Origin of the sequence: Pigmentiphaga humi, assembly GCF_900606115.1 — a bacterium.
Classification (GTDB): Bacteria; Pseudomonadota; Gammaproteobacteria; order Burkholderiales; family Burkholderiaceae_B; genus Pigmentiphaga; species Pigmentiphaga humi.
On record NZ_UWPJ01000013.1, the window covers coordinates 16,817 to 37,663 of the forward strand.

17 protein-coding genes are annotated in these 20,847 nt (G+C 66.6%); 9 read left to right on the plus strand and 8 right to left on the minus strand.

Annotated features, from left to right (window positions below; genetic code table 11):
• Window positions 1–4 precede the first annotated feature (4 nt).
• From PIGHUM_RS07125 to PIGHUM_RS07160, 8 genes are all read right to left on the minus strand, one after another.
• Window positions 5–1,030 carry a thiamine pyrophosphate-dependent dehydrogenase E1 component subunit alpha gene (locus PIGHUM_RS07125; RefSeq protein WP_160142196.1) on the minus strand — a complete coding sequence of 342 codons (1,026 nt, stop codon included), beginning with the start codon at window positions 1,028–1,030 and terminating at the stop codon, window positions 5–7.
• Between the two features lie 279 nt (window positions 1,031–1,309).
• A complete protein-coding gene (rpoH, locus tag PIGHUM_RS07130; protein ID WP_124078706.1) occupies window positions 1,310–2,221 on the minus strand; it encodes an RNA polymerase sigma factor RpoH in 912 nt (303 codons plus the stop codon).
• A 412-nt stretch (window positions 2,222–2,633) separates the two neighbouring features.
• On the minus strand, window positions 2,634–3,623 hold the full coding sequence (locus PIGHUM_RS07135; protein ID WP_124078707.1) for an aliphatic sulfonate ABC transporter substrate-binding protein: 990 nt from the start codon (window positions 3,621–3,623) through the stop codon (window positions 2,634–2,636).
• 70 nt (window positions 3,624–3,693) lie between these two features.
• Window positions 3,694–4,554, minus strand: coding sequence for an ABC transporter permease (locus PIGHUM_RS07140; protein ID WP_124078708.1), 861 nt, complete (start codon window positions 4,552–4,554; stop codon window positions 3,694–3,696).
• Complete coding sequence (locus PIGHUM_RS07145; protein WP_222929231.1) at window positions 4,551–5,402, minus strand: ABC transporter ATP-binding protein; 852 nt, start codon at window positions 5,400–5,402, stop codon at window positions 4,551–4,553. Before PIGHUM_RS07145 ends, PIGHUM_RS07140 begins: the two co-directional genes overlap by 4 nt.
• Window positions 5,392–7,110: an FAD-dependent oxidoreductase gene (locus PIGHUM_RS07150; protein WP_124078709.1), complete on the minus strand. Its 1,719-nt coding sequence runs from the start codon at window positions 7,108–7,110 to the stop codon at window positions 5,392–5,394. The genes PIGHUM_RS07145 and PIGHUM_RS07150 overlap by 11 nt, the downstream gene beginning before the upstream one ends.
• Window positions 7,103–7,405: a 4Fe-4S dicluster domain-containing protein gene (locus tag PIGHUM_RS07155; RefSeq protein ID WP_124078710.1), complete on the minus strand. Its 303-nt coding sequence runs from the start codon at window positions 7,403–7,405 to the stop codon at window positions 7,103–7,105. Before PIGHUM_RS07155 ends, PIGHUM_RS07150 begins: the two co-directional genes overlap by 8 nt.
• Before the next feature lie 179 nt (window positions 7,406–7,584).
• Entirely contained in the window at window positions 7,585–7,776 is a 192-nt protein-coding gene (locus PIGHUM_RS07160; protein ID WP_124078711.1) for a hypothetical protein, read from the minus strand.
• A gap of 278 nt (window positions 7,777–8,054) precedes the next feature.
• Here PIGHUM_RS07160 and PIGHUM_RS07165 point away from each other — a divergent pair, with 278 nt between their 5' ends.
• The 9 genes from PIGHUM_RS07165 (at window position 8,055) to PIGHUM_RS07205 (ending at window position 20,749) form a co-directional block, all read left to right on the plus strand.
• On the plus strand, window positions 8,055–8,744 hold the full coding sequence (locus PIGHUM_RS07165; protein ID WP_124078712.1) for a hypothetical protein: 690 nt from the start codon (window positions 8,055–8,057) through the stop codon (window positions 8,742–8,744).
• A gap of 253 nt (window positions 8,745–8,997) precedes the next feature.
• Complete coding sequence (locus tag PIGHUM_RS07170) at window positions 8,998–13,779, plus strand: glutamate synthase-related protein (protein WP_124078713.1); 4,782 nt, start codon at window positions 8,998–9,000, stop codon at window positions 13,777–13,779.
• Window positions 13,780–13,912: 133 nt separating this feature from the next.
• Complete coding sequence (locus tag PIGHUM_RS07175; RefSeq protein WP_124078714.1) at window positions 13,913–15,382, plus strand: glutamate synthase subunit beta; 1,470 nt, start codon at window positions 13,913–13,915, stop codon at window positions 15,380–15,382.
• 400 nt (window positions 15,383–15,782) lie between these two features.
• Entirely contained in the window at window positions 15,783–16,628 is an 846-nt protein-coding gene (locus PIGHUM_RS07180; RefSeq protein ID WP_124078715.1) for an ABC transporter ATP-binding protein, read from the plus strand.
• Between the two features lie 5 nt (window positions 16,629–16,633).
• Window positions 16,634–17,416 carry a lipid asymmetry maintenance ABC transporter permease subunit MlaE gene (mlaE, locus tag PIGHUM_RS07185; protein WP_124078716.1) on the plus strand — a complete coding sequence of 261 codons (783 nt, stop codon included), beginning with the start codon at window positions 16,634–16,636 and terminating at the stop codon, window positions 17,414–17,416.
• Between the two features lie 90 nt (window positions 17,417–17,506).
• On the plus strand, window positions 17,507–18,004 hold the full coding sequence (gene mlaD / locus PIGHUM_RS07190) for an outer membrane lipid asymmetry maintenance protein MlaD (protein WP_124078717.1): 498 nt from the start codon (window positions 17,507–17,509) through the stop codon (window positions 18,002–18,004).
• Between the two features lie 20 nt (window positions 18,005–18,024).
• The gene (locus tag PIGHUM_RS07195) at window positions 18,025–18,807 is read left to right on the plus strand and encodes an MlaA family lipoprotein (RefSeq protein ID WP_124078718.1); all 783 of its coding nucleotides are present in this window, start codon (window positions 18,025–18,027) and stop codon (window positions 18,805–18,807) included.
• Window positions 18,808–18,858: 51 nt separating this feature from the next.
• Entirely contained in the window at window positions 18,859–19,488 is a 630-nt protein-coding gene (locus tag PIGHUM_RS07200) for an MlaC/ttg2D family ABC transporter substrate-binding protein (protein WP_124078745.1), read from the plus strand.
• Between the two features lie 274 nt (window positions 19,489–19,762).
• Window positions 19,763–20,749 (plus strand): ABC transporter ATP-binding protein, encoded by a 987-nt coding sequence (locus PIGHUM_RS07205; RefSeq protein ID WP_124078719.1) that lies wholly within the window; start codon window positions 19,763–19,765, stop codon window positions 20,747–20,749.
• The last annotated feature ends 98 nt before the right edge of the window (window positions 20,750–20,847 follow it).

Genomic DNA, 20,847 nt, shown 5'->3' on the forward strand with positions numbered 1-20,847 from the left:
TCCTTCAGGCGAAAAGATAGTCGGTGGCCGTGGCCGGGTCGGGCAGCGGGCTGGCGAGCGCGAAGTCGACGGCGCGGTCCATTTTCTGCCGGATCGTGCCGTCGAGCGCCTTGAGCGTATCGATGCCCACGCCTTCGGCGAGCAGTTCGCGGGCGATGCGCAGCACGGGGTCGTGGTCGGCGATCCAGCCGGCGTGCTCCCCGGAGGGCGCCTCGGTGCCGTAGGCGACCTCGAGCCGGGTGATGCCGGTGGCCAGCACCGGCCAGAGCGGCTGGCTGCCGGGCCAGCGGGTGGTGACCGCCTCGATGAAGGTGGGGCCTTCGCCGTTGCGGGCCCGCTGCAAGGCCTCGACCGCGTCGAGGTAGATCCCGTCGATGTCGTTCCCGTCCAGGTGGACGCGGGTTTCGATGCCGTACACCTTGGGAATGGTGGTGAACTGGGTGGTGGCGTTGACCGAGCTGTTGTAGCCGCCGCCCTCTCGGCCGATCGCCCCGACGCTGTTGTTCTCGCAGACGTAGACGATGGGCAGTTTCCACAGCGCCGCGATGTTGAACGATTCGAACACGCAGCCTTCCTCCAGCGCGCCGTCGCCGAAGAATGCAATGACGGCATCCTGCCGGCGCTGCCGCTGGAGCGAGTAGGCCGCGCCGGTGGCCAGCGGCGCGATGCCGCCGACCACGGCCGAGGTCTGCAGAAAGCCCAGCGAGCGGTCGGTGCCGTGCAGCGTGCCGCCACGCCCCCGGTTCAAGCCGTCGGCCCGCCCCAGGAATTCAGCCAGCATCCGGCCGGGATCGGCGCCCCGTCCGACCAGGTGTCCGTGATTGCGGTGGGTCGAGAGCAGCAATTCCCCCGGCCCCGCCGCCTGCAGCATCGCAGCACCGGCCGACTCCTGGCCGATATAGACGTGGAAGTGCCCGACCATGATGCCGCGGGCGGCGAGATCGAACACCGTTTCCTCCAGCCGGCGCATGGTCAGCATGCGTTCGAAAATGCGGAGCCTGGTGTCCGCGTCCAGCTTCGCTCGTGTCATCGGTTGTCTCCATCCTGTCTGTCGCACTCGGGGCTTGCGAAGTGGAAAAATGGTATGCCCGTTGCCGCAGGAAGAGCAATCAATGCCCTGCATGTCACGCATGTACGAAATCGATATTGCGCAACCGCGCGGACTTGGGGGCACCGCAAAAGAGACCTCATGCCGCGCCTGCGGCCACGCTGTCCCTCCAGCGGCGCTTTTTGCGTTGGGGCACAGCCCGGCGGCAAAAAAACGGCCCGGGAATGCCGGGCCGCGTGGCTGGATGCTGGCGGATGCGCGTCAGGCGTAGGCGGCGAGCGCCCCGCGCATCTTGGTCATGGCGCGCGCCTCGATCTGGCGGATGCGTTCGGCCGAGACGCCGAACTCGTTGGCCAGCTCCTGCAGCGTGGCGCCGCCTTCGTCCTTGAGCCAGCGCGCCTCGATGATGCGGCGCGAACGGTCGTCCAGGCCGTCCAGCGCCTGGAGCAGGCCCTGGCCGTGCAGTTCGTCGCGCCGGCGGCCTTCCAGCACGGCGCTGGGCTCCAGCTGGCCGTCGTCGGACAGATAGGCGATGGGCGCGAAGTCGGTCTCGCCGTCGTCCGAGCGGCCTTCCAGGGCCATGTCCTGCCCGCCCATGCGGACTTCCATCTCGGCAACGTCCTGCGGACGCACGTTCAGGCTGGCGGCGATCTCCTCGACCTGTTCGGGCGTGAGCGCGTGGCTGTCCTGCTTCATGCTGCGCAGGTTGAAGAACAGCTTGCGCTGCGCCTTGGTCGTGGCGACCTTCACCAGGCGCCAGTTCTTCAAGATGTATTCGTGGATCTCGGCCTTGACCCAGTGGATGGCGAACGACACCAGCCGCACGCCGCGATCCGGATCGAAGCGCTTGACCGCTTTCATCAGGCCCACGTTGCCTTCCTGGATCAGGTCGGCATGCGGCAGGCCGTAGCCCAGGTACTGGCGGGCGATGGAGACGACCAGGCGCAGGTGCGAGAGCACCAGCTCGCGCGCCGCATTCAGGTCTTCCTTGTCGCGGTAGCGGACGGCCAGTTCGTGTTCCTGTTCGGCCGTGAGCACGGGCAGGCGGTTGACGGCACCGATGTAGGCTTCGATCGTGCCAAGCGAGCCAGGGTTGGCGATGGCCAGCGCCAGCGCACCCGGGCCGCTTGTGGCGGGAACGAGGGTGTCAGGCTGATTCGACGAACGTTTCATACGGGTTACCTCCATGCAAGAAGGTTAGCACTCTCGTCAAAAGAGTGCTAATGGGTCTTTTCGATGGCTGCGATAGGGGAGTTCGATGACTCCCGGCAGGGTCACGGCCGCCTCGGGCCGTGCCACGCCGCGAGCGGATCGGCGACGGTTCAGCAGGGCTTCGGACCAGATAGTCCGCGAAGCGGGCATGCCGGGGCTATCGCCGTAGTTGGCGATACCCGGCAGCGGCTGCCTGGATGCGGTTTATGAATCACATTGGGGCGGGCACCTGCCGAGCCTGGCTATCCTATTGCCATTCGACTGTTTGCTGCACTGCAAGTTCCGGTCCCGGCCCCTTCGCGACGGCCTCCCTCGCGAGGGCCGTCCGCCTGGCTCGAGCGGGCAAGCCAGGCGTGGCGCGCCCTGCTGCCTGCTAACGGTACGCGGCTTCCACGTAGCGGGTATCCACCCATGTGTCGAAGTCGATTTCACCGTTGAGAAGCTTGGCTTCCTTCATGAATTTTTCTTCGGACTTCAGGGTGTCGAGCACCTGCGGCGTGATGCGCGGCGCCTCGCTGAACCGCTGTCGGGGATATTCCAGCCTGACCGCCTCGACGGAGGTGTTGCGCGCTTTGGCATAGATTGCCGCTGCCTGGTCGAAGTTCTGGTCCGCCCATTCGGCGACCTTTCTGTCCGCCTGGAGGAGTTTCTTGAGCGTGTCGGGGTATTTCTTGGCGAAATCGCCGTTGACGGTGATCAGCAGCGGGACTTCCCATTCGGGATGCCGGGAATTGTCGAACAGCACCCGGGCGACCCCCTTCTGGACCAGCGGCGCCACGGTAATGTCGCTTTCCGCGACGGCGTCCACGTCGCCGCGCGCCAAAGCGGGCGCGGACGCTTCGAAGGGCATGTTCAGCGAGTCGATGTCTTTGGTGGTCAGCCCGATCGATTGCAGGGATTTGACCAGCACGGAGTGGCGAATGGTGCCCGACAGGTAGGCCACCTTCTTGCCGCGCAGGTCTTCCAGCTTGCGCAGCGGGGAGTTGGCAGGGACCACGATGGAGATCGAACCCACCTCGGGGACGGAAGAGAGCCCCACGAACTTTACGTTGGCCTTCCTGGCGGCCAGCCGCAGCGCCGGGCTGGCGCCGGTGTAGGCGACATCGATGGCGCCGCTGGCCAGCGCGGTCTGCACTTCCGCGCCGCCTCCGGTGAACGGGAGGTACTCGACTTTCGTGCCCTGGGAGGCGAGCGCTTGGTCGAAGAATTTTTGATCCTGGCTGAGCAGGAATTTCAGGTGGCCGGGAGCGGTGGTGCCGATCCGTACGACGCCCGGGACGGCCTGCGCATAGGCGGGAATCTGCCAGGCCAGCGCCGAGGCGGCCAGGATCTTGAGGAGGGAGCGGCGGTAGTCGAAGTCCATGGGAAAGGCTCGCAGAGAAAAGCGGAATGGATGAACGGGAGGGTCGATGCGGGGAACGGCCGGGCGCGGGTCAGCGGGTCACCACCTCGGAGGCGGCTTTCCAGCTGGTCGCCCTGCGTTCGAACCAGACCAGCGCGTAATTGGTGGCCAGGCCGATGGCGGTAATGGTGACGATGCCCGCGTACATCGTGGGCATTTCCATCATTAGCTGGGAGTGCTGGACCAGGTAGCCCAGCCCGGACTTGGCGGCCAGCATTTCCGCGCCGATGACCGATACGATCGCGGCTTTTACGCCCAGGCGCGCGCCTGACACGATGGACGGGATGCTGGCCGGCAACAGCACCTGGCTGAAAATCGCGGCGTCGCTGGCGCCCATGGCGCGCGCCGCCTTGATCAGCAGCGGGTCCACGCTTTTGACCCCGCTGATCGTATTGATCAAGATGAACCAGATGGCCGAGTAGAACGTGATGGCGATTTTCGATGCCTCGCCTATGCCCATCAGGATGATGAACAGCGGCAGCAGGGCGAATTGCGGGGTATTGCGCAGCGACTGGACCAGCAGGTCGGTCAGCCGTTCGAAGCCTTCGTAGCGTCCCATCAGAAATCCCAGCGGGATCGCCACCGCCACTGCCAGGCAGAAACCGATGGCGCTGCGCGCCAGGCTGGCCTGGATGTGCGTGAACAGCTCGCCGGTGAGCAGCAGATCCCACCAGGCGCGTGCCACGTCGCTGAGCGGCGGGATGAAGATCGCGTCGACCATGCCCCACCTGGGCAGCAGTTCCCATAGCAGCAGCAATACGGCGATCAGCGGTATCCCCTGGACGACGGTGTTCTTTTTCCAGGCCTGCACGTAGCCGCCCTTGCGAGACAGGCTGGCGGCTTCGGCGAGCGAGGCTTGCCGGGGAGTGATGTCGAGGTTGGCGGAAGTCATGCGGCGATCTTTGACGAAGAGGAGACGGGCGTGGCGGGCGCCTGGCCCGGCGAGGGGTCGATGACCTCGTCGCGCAGGACCTCCCAGACACGCTGGCGGTACAGGTTGAACGTGTTGCTGGCGCGCAGGTCCGCGTCGCGCGGGCGCGGCAGGTCGATGTCCAGGATGCGCTTGATGCGGCCGGGCCGGGCCGCCATCACGGCGACCCGGTCTCCCAGGAACACCGCCTCGTCCAGGCCGTGGGTGATGAAGATCACGGTGGTCTTCAAGGCATTCCAGATGCGCAGCAGCTCGATCTGCAGCGCTTCCCGGGTCTGCGCGTCGAGCGCGGCGAACGGCTCGTCCATCAGCAGCACCTTGGGACGCGGCACCAGCGCCCGGGCGATGGCCACGCGCTGCTGCATGCCGCCCGACAACTGGCTCGGGTAGCGGTGGGCGAAGTCCTTGAGGCCGAACAGTTCCAGCAGCTCCCAGGCGCGCGCTGAACGCTCGCGCCCCGGCACGCCGCGAATCTGCAGCGGATATTCGATGTTCTGCAGAGCGGTCTTCCAGGGAAAGAGGGCGTATTGCTGGAACACGTAGCTGACATCGCGCGAGGGTTTGGCGATGAGTTCCCCGCCGACGCGGACGCTGCCCGAGGATGCCGAAGCCAGGCCGCTGATGATGTCCAGCAACACCGATTTGCCGCTGCCGCTGGGGCCGACCACGGTCAGGAATTCGCCTTCGCGGACCGCCAGGTCGATGCCTGCGAGGACTTCCAGTTCGCTGTGGGAGGGCTGGCCATCGGCGTGATTCTTGATCAGGAACGTCTTTCTGACGTTGTCGATGTGGATATGGTCAATGTGCATGGGATGCGGTCAAGGAGGTGTCCTGCGGCTGCCGGGGGGTGTCTCCGGCGGCGCGCGGCCCGGCAAGGGGTGGGGGTGCGTCCTGCGCCCAGGCGAGCGGTTCGCGCCACAGCCGTGGGTGATCAAGGCCGCTGATGCGCTGCGTGTACAGTAGGCCGCCGGCGTTCTGGGCGGGAAAGTCGTGCCGGCGGTGCAGGCCCCGGGTTTCCTGGCGGTGCAGCGCGCAGGTCTGCAGCCAGCGCGCGCTCGCCGCCAGCGCCGCGGCCTCGCGCGCCGCCAGGGCGTGGTCCGGGCCCTCCGGCGCGAGATGGTCCCGCGCTTGGTGCCAGAGGGCGTCGAGCTTGTCCAGCGAAGTCCCGAGCGTGGCGGCCGAGCGGAAATAATGCTTTTGCAGCGGCAGGATCTCTTCGCGCGTGCCGTCGCGCACCGTATCGGCCAGGTCGTGGCGGGGCTGCCGGCGCGGCCGCAGGCCAGCCGTGCCCAATCCCTGCAGGGCGCCCCGGCTGGCCGGCCGGCTCAGGGCATGCGCGGCGGCCGCTTCGCCAGCCCATTGGCCGGAGGCGAAGCACCAGGCGACCGCCGGCCCGCCGCCGCTCATGCCCGCGCCCACCAGCCGCAACCGGTCGGTCAGGTCGCCCGCGGCATAGAGGCCGGGCACGCCGGTGGCGCACCGCGCGTCGATCACCAGGCCGCCCACGCCGCGGGTATGCCCCTCCAACAGCATCTGCAGGGGCCAGAGATCCTTGAAGGGATTGATTCCCAGCCGGTCGAAATACAGGAAGCTGACGGCATGGTTCAACCGCGCCCAGCGCTCGAAACCTTCGGGCGCCTTGTCCAGCACCGCGTAGGCGCCGCCGGTCTCGAGGATGGCGCGAGCCAGCGCCTCGGTGGCTTTCCGGCCGGAGCCGGCGTCCAGCGGACGGCGGTTGCCGTCGTAGAAGGTCGCCGAGTCGTACATGAAGCCCTTGGTGCTGGGAGACCCGAGCGGGGCGAAGCCGTAGAGCGCGCTGAATTCGAGATTGGCCAGGGTGGCGCCTGCCTCGGCGGCCATGAGGTGGCCGTCGCAGGTAAGCCCGCGCGTGCCCATGGCGCCGGACAGGAACGAGCCTCCGCCGGTGGCGGCCACCACCGCGCCGGCGCGCACCGTCCAGGGCTTGCGCTGTTGCCGGGCGATGCCGGCGGCTCCGGCGATCCCACCGTCGCCGTCGCGCAGCAGTTCCAGCGCCGGGCAGTGGTCGAGGATCTTCACGCCGGCCTTCTTGAGCGCCTGGCGGAGAAAGTGCAGGGTATAGCCGCCGATGAAGCGGCCCATCTGCGACAGGCCGTTGGGACGGCTGTGGAACTGGAAGCCGAGCGCCTCTAGTTCGCTGTATGCATGAAAGCTTTGGACGTAGACCTTGCGCACGTGCGCAAGGTCATCCATGTCGCAGGCGCTGGCATGCCGGGCGTGGACCGCCTTGTGGGCCTGTTCCGGGTCGGACGGGTTGGCGTAGTAGCCGCCGACGTTGGCGGGCGCGGCGGCCCCGGCCGTGCCGACGTATCCCTTTTCGGCGAGCACCACGCGGGCCCCGCTCCGGCGGGCCGACAGCGCGGCCCATGCGCCCGCCAGGCTGCCGCCGATGACCAGTACGTCGGTTTCCAGGGCCAGCGCGTCGTCCCGGCCCGCTGGCGGATAGCGGTCGCTGGATGCGTGAAGGCGCTCAGGCATGCCGTGCCTCGGCCTTGGCCAGTTGCGGCCGCCCCTTTGTCCAGCCGCTTGCCCGCGCGTAGCTGCCCCACTGGATGACGTGCGTTTCCTCCGGGCGCGGCGTCGCGGGGTCGTGCGGCGCCACGTAAATGGCATCGACCGGGCAATAGAGCTCGCACAAGAAGCAGGTATGGCAGTCGGCCGGCCGGGCAATGGCGGGAGCCTGGTCCGGCCGCGCGGCGAACACGTCATTGGGACAGGCACGCACGCATACGTTGCAACCTGTGCAGCGGTCCTGGGATATCAATTCGATCATTGCGGCGCCGGAGCGGGTTTATCGAGAAAAGCCCGATCAATTTATCAGCCGAGGGCAATCTCTCTAAATTCAAAAATGAATGATGAATATGTCATTTCCCGTCATAGGAAAAAGATGAATATTCATATGTGGAAAACCGCATGCCCCGGCGCGCCGGTATCGAATATATAGGAACGAATTCATCCGATATATTCGATACCGCCCTGGCGATCGCAGGTGAAACCGTCCAGGAGAATGGTTCCACGCCGCCAGCGCCATCCAATCCCGCTGTGGCGGGCTGACGCGCCGCCGATTTCACACTGCTCGATCCGGGTTTCCGGAAAAAGGTCAGCCATTCCGATTTCAATGGCGGCAAGGCGGTGCAGGGGCATTCATTTCGAATATCTGTCCGTTCGTCGAATCGATCGAGTACAAACTGGTCCGCTTCGCGCGGGAATATGAGGCAAAAGGCTGCGCGTGGGGGCGGATGCCGTCCGTTTTGCGCTGCACCAAACCACTCATCCTGGCAACACCCGCGGCGCAGACTGCGCCGTCTCCCTTCCGGCGGGTCGCATTCGCTGCGATCGACCGCTGCGTGGGAAGGGAAAACGGCGTATCTTTCGTTCGAAACCAGTAAATTTTCGAGTACTGGTTCGATGCGTCCCCCAATATGGCCCGCCTGCCTCGTCTCTACGCTCCCGACTTGCCCAACCTCGCCCAGGCGCGGTTCACCGTTCCGCTTTCGCTCGGGGGAGAGGGACAGGTCATGCTCGACCAAGTGGCCGCATGGCTGGCCGAGGACAGCAAGCAGCACGGCGTCGCCGTGCACGGATGGACGCTGACGTTCGACCAATTGCTGCTGCTGGCCACGCCGGCCGGGCCGGCGGGATTGTCGGGGCTGGTCCAGTCGCTGGGCCGCCGCCTGGCCGCGCGCTTGCAGATCGGCCGGGTGTTCGCGGGCCGGTTCCGCTCTACCTTGGTAGAGCCGGGCGCGTGGGTACTGCCCAGCCTGATCTGGCTCGAGACCGTGCCGCTGCGCCAGGGGCTGGCGGCCGATCCAGAATTGTGGCGCTGGTCTTCCGCCGCGCTGCACGTGGGCGCCGCGGCCGGTGGTGCGGTGCATGATCACGCCGACTACTGGGCGTGCGGCAACACGCCGTTCGACCGCCAGGCCAATTACCGGTCCATGCTGCTGGAAGGCCTGCCCGGCGCCTCCAGCACCCGCATCGAACGCTCGCTGCAAGGCCAATGGGCGCTGGGCGGGCCGGTTTTCCTCCAAGGGCTGGAAGGAAGCTGCAGCAGGCGCGCGGTGGCGGCCAAACGTGGACGCCCGCGCAAGGCGGCGCCCGCCTCGGAATAGTGCATCGGCGCACGCATTCGGTGCGTCCCCAATTTTAAAAGCCGGATTTGTAGCCTGGAAAATAAATGGGGACGTTCCCCTATTTATTTTTGTTGCGACGCTTGACGCAGCGCAGTATCTTGACTTTCCGCAGGCCGTCCATCCGGCAGCCGCGGCCAGAAATGCCGGCCGGCGCGCAGGGTCTCCCCGCCGGCCCCATCCTCGAAGTCACAGTACCGATCCGCCCGTCCGGCGGATCCCAGCGGAGCGCAGCATGCCCCACACCAGCCAGGAAAACCTCTCGGCCCCGACGCCGCAGACTGCCGTCATCGACGCGTCCCGCATCGGCCTGCCCGCGCGCACGGCGCCCCAGGCGCAGGGCCTGTACGACCCGTCCAACGAGCACGACGCCTGTGGCGTCGGCTTCGTCGCCCACATCAAGGGCGCCAAGAGCCACTCGATCATCCAGCAGGGCCTGAAGATCCTCGAGAACATCGACCATCGCGGCGCGGTGGGGGCCGATCCGCTGATGGGCGACGGCGCCGGCATCCTGATCCAGATCCCCGACGCGCTGTACCGTGAAGAAATGGCGGCCCAGGGCGTGCACCTGCCGGCTCCCGGCGAGTACGGCGTCGCCATGGTGTTCCTGCCGCAGGAAATCGCCTCGCGCCTGGCCTGTGAGCAGGAACTCGAGCGCGCGGTGCGCGCCGAGGGCCAGGTCGTGCTGGGCTGGCGCGACGTGCCGATCGACAAGGACATGCCGATGTCGCCCAACGTCAAGGGGCTGGAGCCGGTCATCCGCCAGCTCTTCATCGGCCGCGGCGGCGACATCATGGTGCCCGACGCCCTCGAGCGCAAGCTGTACGTGATCCGCAAGATGGCCTCGCACGCCATCCAGAAGATGCGGCTCAAGCACGGCAAGGAATATTTCGTGCCGTCGATCTCCAGCCGCACCGTGGTCTACAAGGGCCTGCTGCTGGCCGACCAGGTGGGCCGCTACTACCGCGACCTGGCCGATTCCCGCGCCGTGACCGCGCTGGCCCTGGTCCACCAGCGTTTCTCGACCAACACCTTCCCGGCCTGGCCGCTGGCCCACCCCTATCGCCTGATCGCCCACAACGGCGAGATCAACACCGTCAAGGGCAACTTCAACTGGCTGCGCGCGCGCGAAGGCGTGATGCAGTCGCCGGTGCTGGGCGAGGACCTCAAGAAGCTGTATCCCATCGTCTATGAAGGCCAGTCCGATACGGCCACCTTCGACAACTGCCTGGAACTGCTGGTGATGTCCGGCTATTCCATTGCGCACGCGATGATGATGATGATTCCCGAGGCCTGGGAACAGCACGCCGAAATGGATGAGGCCCGCCGCGCCTTCTACGAATACCACGCCGCGATGATGGAGCCGTGGGACGGCCCCGCCGCGATCGCCTTCACCGACGGCCGCCAGATCGGCGCCACGCTGGACCGCAACGGCCTGCGCCCGGCGCGCTACATCATTACCGACGACGACCTGGTCATCATGGCCTCGGAGTCGGGCGTGCTGCCGGTGCCGCAGAGCAAGATCGTCAAGAAGTGGCGCCTGCAGCCGGGCAAGATGTTCCTGATCGACCTGGAGCAGGGCCGCATCATCGACGACAAGGAACTCAAGGACCAGCTCGCCAACAGCAAGCCCTACCGCCAGTGGATCGAGCGCATCCGCATCAAGCTGGACACGCTGCCCGAGCCGGTCCGGGAAGAGATCGAGGAAGGCCGGTCGGCCGTGCCCATGCTCGACCGCCAGCAGTCTTTCGGCTGGACCCAGGAAGACTACAAGTTCATCCTGCGCCCCATGGCCGTGCTGGGCGAGGAATCCACCGGCTCGATGGGCAACGACGCCCCGCTGGCGGTCCTGTCGGGCAAGAACAAGAGCCTCTACAACTATTTCCGCCAGTTGTTCGCCCAGGTGACCAACCCGCCGATCGACCCGATCCGCGAGAACATGGTGATGTCGCTGGTGTCCTTCATCGGGCCCAAGCCCAACGTGCTGGATATCAACAACGTCAACCCGCCGCTGCGCCTGGAAGTGGCCCAGCCGGTGCTGGACTTCGCCGACATGGCGCAGATCCGGCACATCGCCCGCGTCACCAACGGCAAGTTCAAGAGCTTCGAACTCGACATCACCTATCCGGCGGCGTGGGGCAAGGAAGGCATCCAGGCCCGCGTGGCGGCGCTGTGCGCGCAGGCCGTCGATGCGGTCCAGAGCGGCTACAACATCCTGATCGTGTCCGACCGCCTGGTCGATGCCACGCGCGCGCCCATTCCTGCGCTGCTGGCGACCTCCGCCGTGCACCAGCACCTGATCCGCGCCGGGCTGCGCACCAGCACCGGTCTGGTGGTGGAGACCGGCTCGGCCCGCGAAGTGCATCACTTCGCACTGCTGGGCGGCTATGGCGCCGAGGCCGTGCATCCCTACCTGGCGATGGAAGCGCTGGTGCACGAGCATGCCGAGGACGGCAAGGTCACGCCGGCCAAGGCGATCTACAACTACACCAAGGCGGTCGGCAAGGGCCTGCAGAAGGTCATGTCCAAGATGGGCATCTCGACCTATATGTCCTACACCGGCGCGCAGATCTTCGAGGCCGTGGGGCTGAACCGTTCGCTGGTCGAGCAGTATTTCCCCGGCACCGCCAGCAACATCGAAGGCATCGGCATCTTCGAGGTGGCCGACGAAGCCATCCGCATGCACAAGGCGGCGTTCGGCAGCGATCCGCTGCTGGACAACGCGCTGGACGAAGGCGGCGAGTACGCCTTCCGCATCCGCGGCGAAGAGCATATGTGGACCCCCGACGCCATCGCCAAGCTGCAGCATTCCACCCGCGCGGACAACTATCGCACCTACAAGGAATACGCGCAGATCATCAATGACCAGAGCAAGCGCCACATGACGCTGCGCGGCCTGTTCGAGTTCAAGTTCGATCCGGCCCATGCGATCCCGCTGGACGAAGTCGAGCCGGCCAAGGAAATCGTCAAGCGCTTCGCCACCGGTGCCATGTCGCTGGGTTCGATCTCGACCGAGGCGCACTCGGTGCTGGCGATCGCGATGAACCGCATCGGCGGCAAGTCCAATACCGGCGAAGGCGGCGAAGACGAATTGCGCTACCGCACCGAACTGCAGACCGGCAAGGCCGGCATCAAGGACGGCGATACGCTGGCCTCGGTGCTGGGCACCGAACGCATCGTGGCCGACGTGCCGCTCAAGGCGGGCGATTCGCTGCGCTCGAAGATCAAGCAGGTGGCCTCGGGCCGCTTCGGGGTTTCGGCCGAATACCTGGCCAGCGCCGACCAGATCCAGATCAAGATGGCGCAGGGCGCCAAGCCCGGCGAGGGCGGCCAGCTGCCCGGCCACAAGGTATCGGAATACATCGCCAAGCTGCGCTTCTCGGTGCCGGGCGTGGGCCTGATTTCGCCTCCGCCGCACCACGACATCTATTCCATCGAAGATCTGGCCCAGCTCATCCACGACCTGAAGAACGCCAATCCGCTGGCGTCGATCTCGGTCAAGCTGGTGTCCGAAGTCGGCGTGGGCACGGTGGCGGCGGGCGTGGCCAAGGCCAAGTCCGACCACGTGGTGATCGCCGGCCATGACGGCGGCACCGGCGCTTCGCCCGTGTCGTCGATCAAGCACGCCGGCACGCCCTGGGAGCTCGGCCTGGCCGAGACCCAGCAGACGCTGGTGCTGAACCATCTGCGCGGCCGCATTCGCGTGCAGGCCGACGGCCAGATGAAGACCGGCCGCGACGTCGTCATCGGCGCGCTGCTGGGCGCCGACGAGTTCGGCTTCGCCACCGCGCCGCTGGTGGTCGAGGGCTGCATCATGATGCGCAAATGCCACCTGAACACCTGCCCGGTGGGCGTGGCCACCCAGGATCCGGTGCTGCGCGCCAAGTTCCAGGGCAAGCCCGAGCACGTCGTGAACTTCTTCTTCTTCATTGCCGAGGAAGTGCGCGAACTGATGGCGCAGCTGGGCATCCGCAGGTTCGACGAGCTGATCGGCCGTTCCGACCTGCTCGACATGCGCGCCGGCATCGAGCACTGGAAGGCCCGCGGACTGGATTTCAGCCGCGTGTTCTTCCAGCCCGAAGTGGCCCGGGAAGTGGCTCGCCGCCACGTGGACGAGCAGGACCACGGCCTGGTCAAGGCGCTGGACCTGCAACTGATCGAGCGTGCCAGGCCGGCCATCGAGCGCGGCGAAAAGGTGTCTTTCATCACCACCGTGCGCAACGTCAACCGCACCATCGGCACCATGCTGTCGGGCCAGGTCGCGCGCAAGTACGGCTACGCGGGCCTGCCTGACGACACCATCCACATCCAGTGCAACGGCACGGCGGGCCAGAGCTTCGGCGCCTTCCTGGCGCACGGCATCACGCTGGACCTGGTCGGCGAGGGCAACGATTACGTCGGCAAGGGCTTGTCCGGAGGCCGCATCATCGTGCGGTCGCCCAACGACTTCCGCGGCCATGGCCCGGAGCACATCATCATCGGCAACACGGTGCTGTACGGCGCGCTGTCGGGCGAGGCCTATTTCAACGGCGTGGCGGGCGAGCGCTTCGGCGTGCGCAACTCCGGCGCCGCCGCGGTGGTCGAGGGCGTGGGCGACCACGGCTGCGAATACATGACGGGCGGCACGGTGGTGGTGCTGGGCGCGACCGGCCGCAACTTCGCCGCCGGCATGTCGGGCGGCGTGGCCTACGTCTACGACCCGGACGGCTCGTTCCGCGTCCGCGCCAACCTGGCCATGGTCGAGCTCGAGCCGGTGGTGCCCAGCGCGGTGCAGGAGAAAGAGGCGTCGCGGCGTCTGTGGCACAGCATGGCGCGCGGCGAGCGCGAGACCGACGAAGCCATCCTGCGCTGGCTGGTCGAGAACCACTTCCGCTACACGGGCAGCTTCCGCGCGCGCGACCTGCTCGACAGCTGGGAGGTTTCGCGTTCCAAGTTCGTCAAGGTCATGCCGACCGAGTACCGGCGCGCCTTGGGCGAAATGTGGGATGCCCAGAATCCGCAGAAGCTGGCCGCGTAGGCAGACCGCGCGCCGCGCAGCCGCCGACGGCGGCGTGCGCCGCGGCTGCCGGAGCCGTCCGTAACAAACCAGGCCGGAGGGCGCGAGGCTTCGATGCCGCGCCCGCCGCCAACAGCATAGTCAGGAAAGCACCATGGGTAAGGTCACCGGATTTCTGGAATACCAGCGTCTGCAGGAAGCTGCCGAGGCGCCAGAGGCACGCGTCAAGCACTGGAAGGAATTCGTCCTTCATCTGAACAACGAGGAAGCCCGGCAGCAGGGCGCGCGCTGCATGGATTGCGGCGTGCCGTTCTGCACCAGCGGCTGTCCGGTCAACAACATCATTCCCGACTGGAATGACCTGGTCTACCGCCAGAACTGGAAGCAGGCGCTGGCCGTGCTGCATTCCACCAACAACTTCCCCGAGTTCACCGGCCGCATCTGTCCGGCGCCGTGCGAGGCCGCATGCACGCTGAACATCAATAACGACCCCGTCGGCATCAAGTCGATCGAACACGCGATCATCGACCGCGGCTGGGAGCAGGGCTGGGTGCTGCCCGCGCCGCCCAAGGCAAAGACCGGCAAGAAGGTCGCCGTGGTCGGCTCCGGCCCCGCAGGCCTGGCTTGCGCCCAGCAACTGGCGCGCGCCGGCCACGACGTGACGGTGTTCGAGAAGAGCGACCGCGTCGGCGGCCTGCTGCGCTACGGCATTCCCGACTTCAAGCTGGAGAAGTGGCAGATCGACCGCCGCATGGCGCAGATGGAGCAGGAGGGCGTGGCCTTCCGGCCTTCGACCTTCGTCGGCCGCGCCGAGGACGCCAAGGCGCTGGGCATCTCCGCCACCGTCAAGACGCCCGAGGAACTGCAGGCCGAGTTCGACGCCATCGTCATTTCCGGCGGCTCCGAAACCCCGCGCGACCTGCCGGTGCCGGGCCGCGAGCTGCAGGGCGTGCATTTCGCCATGGATTTCCTGCGCCAGCAGAACAAGGTCGTGGCCGGCGACAAGCTCAAGGACCAGATCATGGCCACCGGCAAGCACGTCGTCGTGATCGGCGGCGGCGATACCGGCTCGGACTGCGTGGGCACCAGCAACCGCCACGGCGCCGCGTCCGTCACCCAGTTCGAGGTGATGCCGCAGCCGCCCGCCTCCGAGGACAAGCCCATGGTCTGGCCGTACTGGCCGCTCAAGCTGCGCACCTCGTCGTCGCACGAAGAGGGCGTGGAGCGCGACTGGGCCGTTTCGACCAAGTCCTTCAAGGGCAAGAACGGCAAGCTCGCCGCGCTGGTCGGCTGCAAGGTCGAGTGGGCAAAGGGCGAGAACGGCCAGATGAAAATGGTCGAGGTCGAAGGGTCGGAGTTCGAGATCCCGGCCGACCTGGTGCTGTTCGCGATGGGTTTTGTTTCGCCGGTGAAGCAGGTGCTGGAAGCCTTCGGCGTCGATCGCGACCCGCGCGGCAACGCTCGCGCCAACACCGAGGACTACCGCACCAATGTCGACAAGGTCTTCGCCGCCGGCGACGTGCGCCGCGGCCAGTCCCTGGTCGTCTGGGCGATACGCGAAGGCCGCCAGTGCGCTGCCTCGGTCGACAGCTTCCTGATGGGGGCGACCGAACTGCCTCGATGACCCCCCTACGCGCTCACGCGCGCCCAGCATGGTGGGGCCCCAGCCGCTGCGCGGCAGCCCCCCGAGGGGGCCTGGGCCCGCCTTGGGGCGGCCCGGCGCCGGGCCCATGGGGCGGAACGAACGGACCGGCGGAGCCGGATCCGCGGCTTCCTGGGTCAAAAACCCAACACGCTTTGTTGAGCGAAGGCCGAGCGGTGGATTGCTGACGCCCCCGTAGACCGTTGTAAATCCGTGAACCCGGATGCGTGGTTGTGTTCAATAATGGCGGGTGCGTTTTGCCGACTCTGGGCAAGTGGCCGGCTTTGCTGCGTGCAACTGTTAGAATTCTTTTGCTGGTTTCCCCTAGGCAACGACGAATTCCGCCCGCAACGCACACTTTTTCAACTTTTCTCGCGCCGACATGCCCGATCCGGCAAGACCTTCATTGACTCCCTCCACGGACATCGCCCTCGCTTTCGACCAGTTGGCCGTCGGCTATGGCGAGCGCACGATCCTGCGGGACATCGACATGCAGGTGCGGCGCGGCCAGGTGGTGGCGGTCATGGGCGGCTCGGGCTCGGGCAAGACCACCTTGCTGCGCGCGGCCACGGGCCAGTTGCCTCCCCAGGCGGGACGGGTCGTGGTGCTGGGCGAGGATTTGTCCCGGCTGTCCGCCGACGGACTGTTCGCGTTGCGCAAGCGCATGGGCGTGCTGTTCCAGCAGGGCGCGCTGTTCACCGACCTGGACGTGTTCGAGAACGTGGCCTTCCCGCTGCGCGAGCACACGTCCATGAGCGAGGCCGAGATCCTCGAGCGGGTGCTGGCCAAGCTGGATGCGGTCGGGCTCAAGGCTGCGGCGTTCCTGCGCACCTCGGAAATCTCCGGCGGCATGGCGCGGCGCGTGGCGCTGGCCCGGGCGGTGGTGATGGAACCCGAGCTGATCCTGTACGACGAGCCGTTCGCCGGCCTGGACCCGATCTCCATGGGCGTGACGGCGCAACTGATCCGCGACACGAGCGACCGCTTGGGGTGCGCATCGGTGCTGATCACGCACGATGTGCAGGAATCCTTTTCGATCGCCGACCGGGTCTACCTGCTCGGCCGCGGCACGATCGTCGCCGGCGGTACGCCGGCCGAGCTTTCGGCTTCCGAGGATCCGTTCGTGCATCAGTTCCTGAAGGGCGAGCCCGACGGCCCCGTCGCTTTCCACTATCCCGAGACGCCGGCCTACCAGGCCTGGCTGGCGCGGCAGCGGGGGGCGCGCTGATGGCCATGTTCATACGTTTCCTGACCGGCCTGGGCGCCGGCGTGCGCGGCAACCTCGCCGGCCTGGGCCGATTCGCGGGCTTTTTCGTGGAGGTGGTGCTCAAGAGCGGCACCGCACTGCGGCGGCCGCGCCTGATCGTGCAGCAAATACACTTCATCGGCAATTATTCGCTGGTCATCATCGCCGTATCGGGCCTGTTCGTCGGTTTCGTGCTCGGCCTGCAAGGCTATTACACGCTCAACCGCTATGGTTCCGAGCAGGCGCTCGGCTTGCTGGTCGCGCTGGGCCTCGTGCGGGAACTCGGGCCGGTGGTGACGGCGCTGCTGTTCGCCGGCCGGGCCGGTACCTCCCTGACCGCAGAGATCGGCCTGATGAAGGCGGGCGAGCAATTGTCCGCGATGGAAGTCATGGCGGTGGATCCGGTGCGCCGGGTGCTGGCCCCGCGTTTCTGGGGCGGCGTGATCGCCATGCCTTTGCTGGCCGCGGTGTTTTCGGCGGTCGGTGTGCTGGGCGGCTGGGGCGTCGGGGTGCAGCTCATCGGCGTGGACGAGGGCGCGTTCTGGGCGCAGATGCAGAACGGCGTGGACGTCTGGCAGGACGTGGGCAACGGCGTGCTCAAGAGCGTGGTGTTCGGCGTGGCGGTAACGCTGATCGCGCTCTACCAGGGCTATCACGCCAAGGCCACGCCGGAAGGCGTCTCGCGCGCCACCACCCGGACAGTCGTGGCGGGGTCGCTGGCCGTGCTGGGCCTGGATTTCCTGTTGACGGCCTGGATGTTCGGCAACTGAACTCGTGCGTGGCGGCCGCGGGATGGCGGCTTCCACACTGAAGAAATGGCAGGGCGCGCCGCATGGGGCGGGGCGCCGGAGGAACTGGATATGTCGCGCGACAAAGTCGATCTGTGGGTGGGAGTCTTCGTGCTCATCGGGGCGCTGGCCCTCGTATTCCTGGCGCTCAAGGCAGGCAACCTGCTGAGCACGCTGTCCATCGGGCAAACCTATTCGGTGACGGCGAATTTCGACAACATCGGCGGCCTCAAGCCGCGTGCGCCGGTCAAGAGCGCCGGCGTGGTCGTCGGCCGCGTCTCCGGCATCTCGTTCGACGACAAGATGTACCAGGGCGTGGTGACGCTGGATCTGGACTCGCGCTACGTTTTCCCTACGGACTCGTCGGCCAAGATCCTCACTTCCGGCCTTCTGGGGGAGCAGTACATCGGGCTCGAGCCCGGCGGCGACGACAAGAACTTTGCGGCGGGCGACAAGATCCGCTACACGCAAAGCGCAGTCGTGCTGGAGAACCTGATCAGCCAGTTCCTCTACAGCAAGGCGGCCGAAGGCGGCAGCAACGGCGGCTCGGGCGAGCCCGCCGCCAAATAAGAAGAAACAGGCGTACGATCATGAACAAGAAATTTCTGACCCTGGCCCTGGCGGCCGCTTCCCTGGCGGGCTGTGCGTCCGTCCCGGAAGGCAGGCAGACCGATGCGCGCGACCCGTTCGAGGGCTTCAACCGCAACGTCTACCAATTCAACGACACCGTGGACCGCGCCGTGCTCAAGCCGGTGGCCCAGGGCTACGTGGACGTCGTGCCTTCGCCTGTGCGCAGCTGCGTGCGCAATATGTTCAACAACGTCGGCGATGTCTGGTCGGCGATCAACAGCGTCCTGCAGAACCGGGCGCCCGACGGCATCAACTCCGGTTTCCGCTTCCTGTTCAACAGCACCGTGGGCGTGCTGGGTTGTTTCGACGTGGCGAGCGCGAACGGCCTGCCGCGCAACAAGGCGGATTTCGGCCAGACGATGGGCGTCTGGGGCGTCGGGCCCGGGCCCTACGTGGTGCTGCCTTTCCTCGGGCCGAGCACCGTGCGCGATACCGGCGGCACCGTGGTCGATCTGGTCGGCGACCCGATGGCGATCGGCAACATCGACAACGTGCCGCTGCGCAACTCGACCTACGGTTTGAAGGTCGTGAACATCCGCGCCAACCTCCTGGAAGCGGGCAACCTGCTCAACGACATCGCGCTCGATCCCTACACGTTCACGCGCGATGCCTACCTGCAGCGCCGGGCCAGCCTGATCCGCGGGGTCAAGGCGGGAGATGGCGACGATACTCTGCCCGACTATTCGCTGCCGGATTACGAAGACGAGGACGACGAGCCCGCTTCCGGCAAAGCCAAACAATAAGGACAACGAACCATGGCAATTTCCCGATATTCCCGCGCCTTCGCGGCGCCGATGCAATCGTTCCGCCGGGCCTGGCTGGCCGCGCTCTTCGTCGGCCTGGTGCTCGCCGTAGCGGCCACGCAGGCGCGCGCGCAGGCTGGCGGCGCGCCCGAAGCGCTGGTGCAGAAAGTGACGGGCGAAGTGCTGTCCGCGATCAAGGCCGATGCCTCGGTACAGTCCGGCGACCCCAGGCGCCTGTTGCAACTGGTGGACGAAAAGATCCTGCCCTACGTCGATTTCCAGAAAACCACCCGCCTGGCGGCCGGCCGTTTCTGGCGCCAGGCCACGCCCGAGCAGCAAGGGGCCCTGGTCAAGGAGTTCCGGACCACGCTGGTGCGTACCTATAGCGGCGCCGTCTCGGCGGTCAAGCAGCAGACCGAGGTCGAACTGCGTCCCTCGCATTACGCCGCCGACGCCACCGACGTGGTCGTGCGCACCAACATCAAGCAGCCCGCCGGCGATCCGATCCCGGTGGACTACCGGATGGAAAAGGAAGGCGGCGGCTGGAAGATCTACGACGTCAACGTGATGGGCGTCTGGCTGATCGAGAACTACCGCAACCAGTTCTCGCAGCAGATTTCGCAGAACGGCATTGACGGCCTGATCAAGTCACTGGCCGAGCGCAACAGTCAATTCAAGTAGATCAACATAGGGGTCCCCCCCCTACGCGCTTACGCGCGCCCCCCAGGGGGCGGCACTGGCGGACTGGCAAAGCCAGATCCGCTGTGCCCTGGGTCAAAACATTCGAATGGCCGCATTTTCGTTCTAAACGGCACGAGAACGCACCGACTCAGTTCAAGCGTCCTTTCCTGGCCCGGGAAGCGGGTAGGGGGCGGGCTTCCCATAAGCTTATAATGGCCGATTGGCCCGGGCGAGCCGGGTTTGGGCGCTGCGCGTCATTTGTCTGGTTCCAAATATGTCATCCGCCGTTCGCATCGAGCATGTTTCCAAGGTGTATCCGAGGCCCGTCAGCCTGTGGCGGCGTGTGGCCGGGGGGCAGGCGGAGGACGGTTTACAGGCGTTGAACGATGTGAGCCTGGAGATCGCGCAGGGCGAGTTCTTCGGGCTGCTCGGCCCGAACGGCGCGGGCAAGACCTCGCTGATCGCCATCCTGGCGGGGCTGTCGAAGGCGACGGCGGGACGGGTGTCGGTCTGTGGCTACGATGTGCAGGCCCAGTTTCGCGAGGCGCGCCGTTCGCTCGGCGTGGTGCCGCAGGAGCTGGTGTTCGACCCCTTCTTCACCGTGCGCGAGACGCTGCGGCTCCAGTCCGGCTATTTCGGGCTGCGCAACAACGACGGCTGGATCGACGAGATCCTCGAGAACCTGGGTCTGGCCTCCAAGGCCGACGACAACATGCGCGCGCTGTCGGGCGGCATGAAGCGGCGCGTGCTGGTCGCCCAGGCGCTGGTGCACCGGCCGCCGGTGATCGTGCTGGACGAGCCCACCGCAGGGGTGGACGTCGACCTGCGCCGCACGCTGTGGCAGTTCATTTCGCGCCTGAACCGGATGGGCCACACCATCCTGCTCACTACCCACTACCTCGAAGAAGCCGAGGAGCTCTGTCACCGCATCGCCATGCTCAAGAGCGGGCGCATCGTCGCGCTCGACACCACGCGGGCGCTGCTGGCCAAGGTCGGTGGCACCCGTCTGGTGCTGGAGATGGGCGCCTCGGGATGGCCCGAGGGCAGGAGCCGGCTGCTGGACGAGCGCGTGGTGCAACGCCAGGGGCGGCGGGTCGTGCTGCGCATGGATGCCAGCACCGAAATCGAAGCGCTGCTGGCGCAGGTCCGCGGTGCGGGTGGGACCATCGAGGCCGTGGAAGTTCTGCGCGCCGACCTGGAGGACGCTTTCCTGGACATCATGCACGGCACGGCCGGTTCTTCGCTGGAGCAGGCTGCATGACGGCCGTTGTCCGGCCGCCGGAAGGCGGCGCTGCCTCCCCGCGGGAGGGTGCAGCGCAGCGGCATGAAAGTACAGGAGCGAGTGTGACGCAATCCATC

Bases quoted from the DNA above. Each gene is read 5' to 3' on its own strand.
- PIGHUM_RS07125 (WP_160142196.1), bottom strand. From the start codon at position 1,030: ATGACACGAGCGAAGCTGGACGCGGACACCAGGCTCCGCATTTTCGAA.
- rpoH (WP_124078706.1), bottom strand. From the start codon at position 2,221: ATGAAACGTTCGTCGAATCAGCCTGACACCCTCGTTCCCGCCACAAGC.
- PIGHUM_RS07135 (WP_124078707.1), bottom strand. From the start codon at position 3,623: ATGGACTTCGACTACCGCCGCTCCCTCCTCAAGATCCTGGCCGCCTCG.
- PIGHUM_RS07140 (WP_124078708.1), bottom strand. From the start codon at position 4,554: ATGACTTCCGCCAACCTCGACATCACTCCCCGGCAAGCCTCGCTCGCC.
- PIGHUM_RS07145 (WP_222929231.1), bottom strand. From the start codon at position 5,402: ATGCACATTGACCATATCCACATCGACAACGTCAGAAAGACGTTCCTG.
- PIGHUM_RS07150 (WP_124078709.1), bottom strand. From the start codon at position 7,110: ATGCCTGAGCGCCTTCACGCATCCAGCGACCGCTATCCGCCAGCGGGC.
- PIGHUM_RS07155 (WP_124078710.1), bottom strand. From the start codon at position 7,405: ATGATCGAATTGATATCCCAGGACCGCTGCACAGGTTGCAACGTATGC.
- PIGHUM_RS07160 (WP_124078711.1), bottom strand. From the start codon at position 7,776: ATGCCCCTGCACCGCCTTGCCGCCATTGAAATCGGAATGGCTGACCTT.
- PIGHUM_RS07165 (WP_124078712.1), top strand. From the start codon at position 8,055: ATGGCCCGCCTGCCTCGTCTCTACGCTCCCGACTTGCCCAACCTCGCC.
- PIGHUM_RS07170 (WP_124078713.1), top strand. From the start codon at position 8,998: ATGCCCCACACCAGCCAGGAAAACCTCTCGGCCCCGACGCCGCAGACT.
- PIGHUM_RS07175 (WP_124078714.1), top strand. From the start codon at position 13,913: ATGGGTAAGGTCACCGGATTTCTGGAATACCAGCGTCTGCAGGAAGCT.
- PIGHUM_RS07180 (WP_124078715.1), top strand. From the start codon at position 15,783: ATGCCCGATCCGGCAAGACCTTCATTGACTCCCTCCACGGACATCGCC.
- mlaE (WP_124078716.1), top strand. From the start codon at position 16,634: ATGTTCATACGTTTCCTGACCGGCCTGGGCGCCGGCGTGCGCGGCAAC.
- mlaD (WP_124078717.1), top strand. From the start codon at position 17,507: ATGTCGCGCGACAAAGTCGATCTGTGGGTGGGAGTCTTCGTGCTCATC.
- PIGHUM_RS07195 (WP_124078718.1), top strand. From the start codon at position 18,025: ATGAACAAGAAATTTCTGACCCTGGCCCTGGCGGCCGCTTCCCTGGCG.
- PIGHUM_RS07200 (WP_124078745.1), top strand. From the start codon at position 18,859: ATGCAATCGTTCCGCCGGGCCTGGCTGGCCGCGCTCTTCGTCGGCCTG.
- PIGHUM_RS07205 (WP_124078719.1), top strand. From the start codon at position 19,763: ATGTCATCCGCCGTTCGCATCGAGCATGTTTCCAAGGTGTATCCGAGG.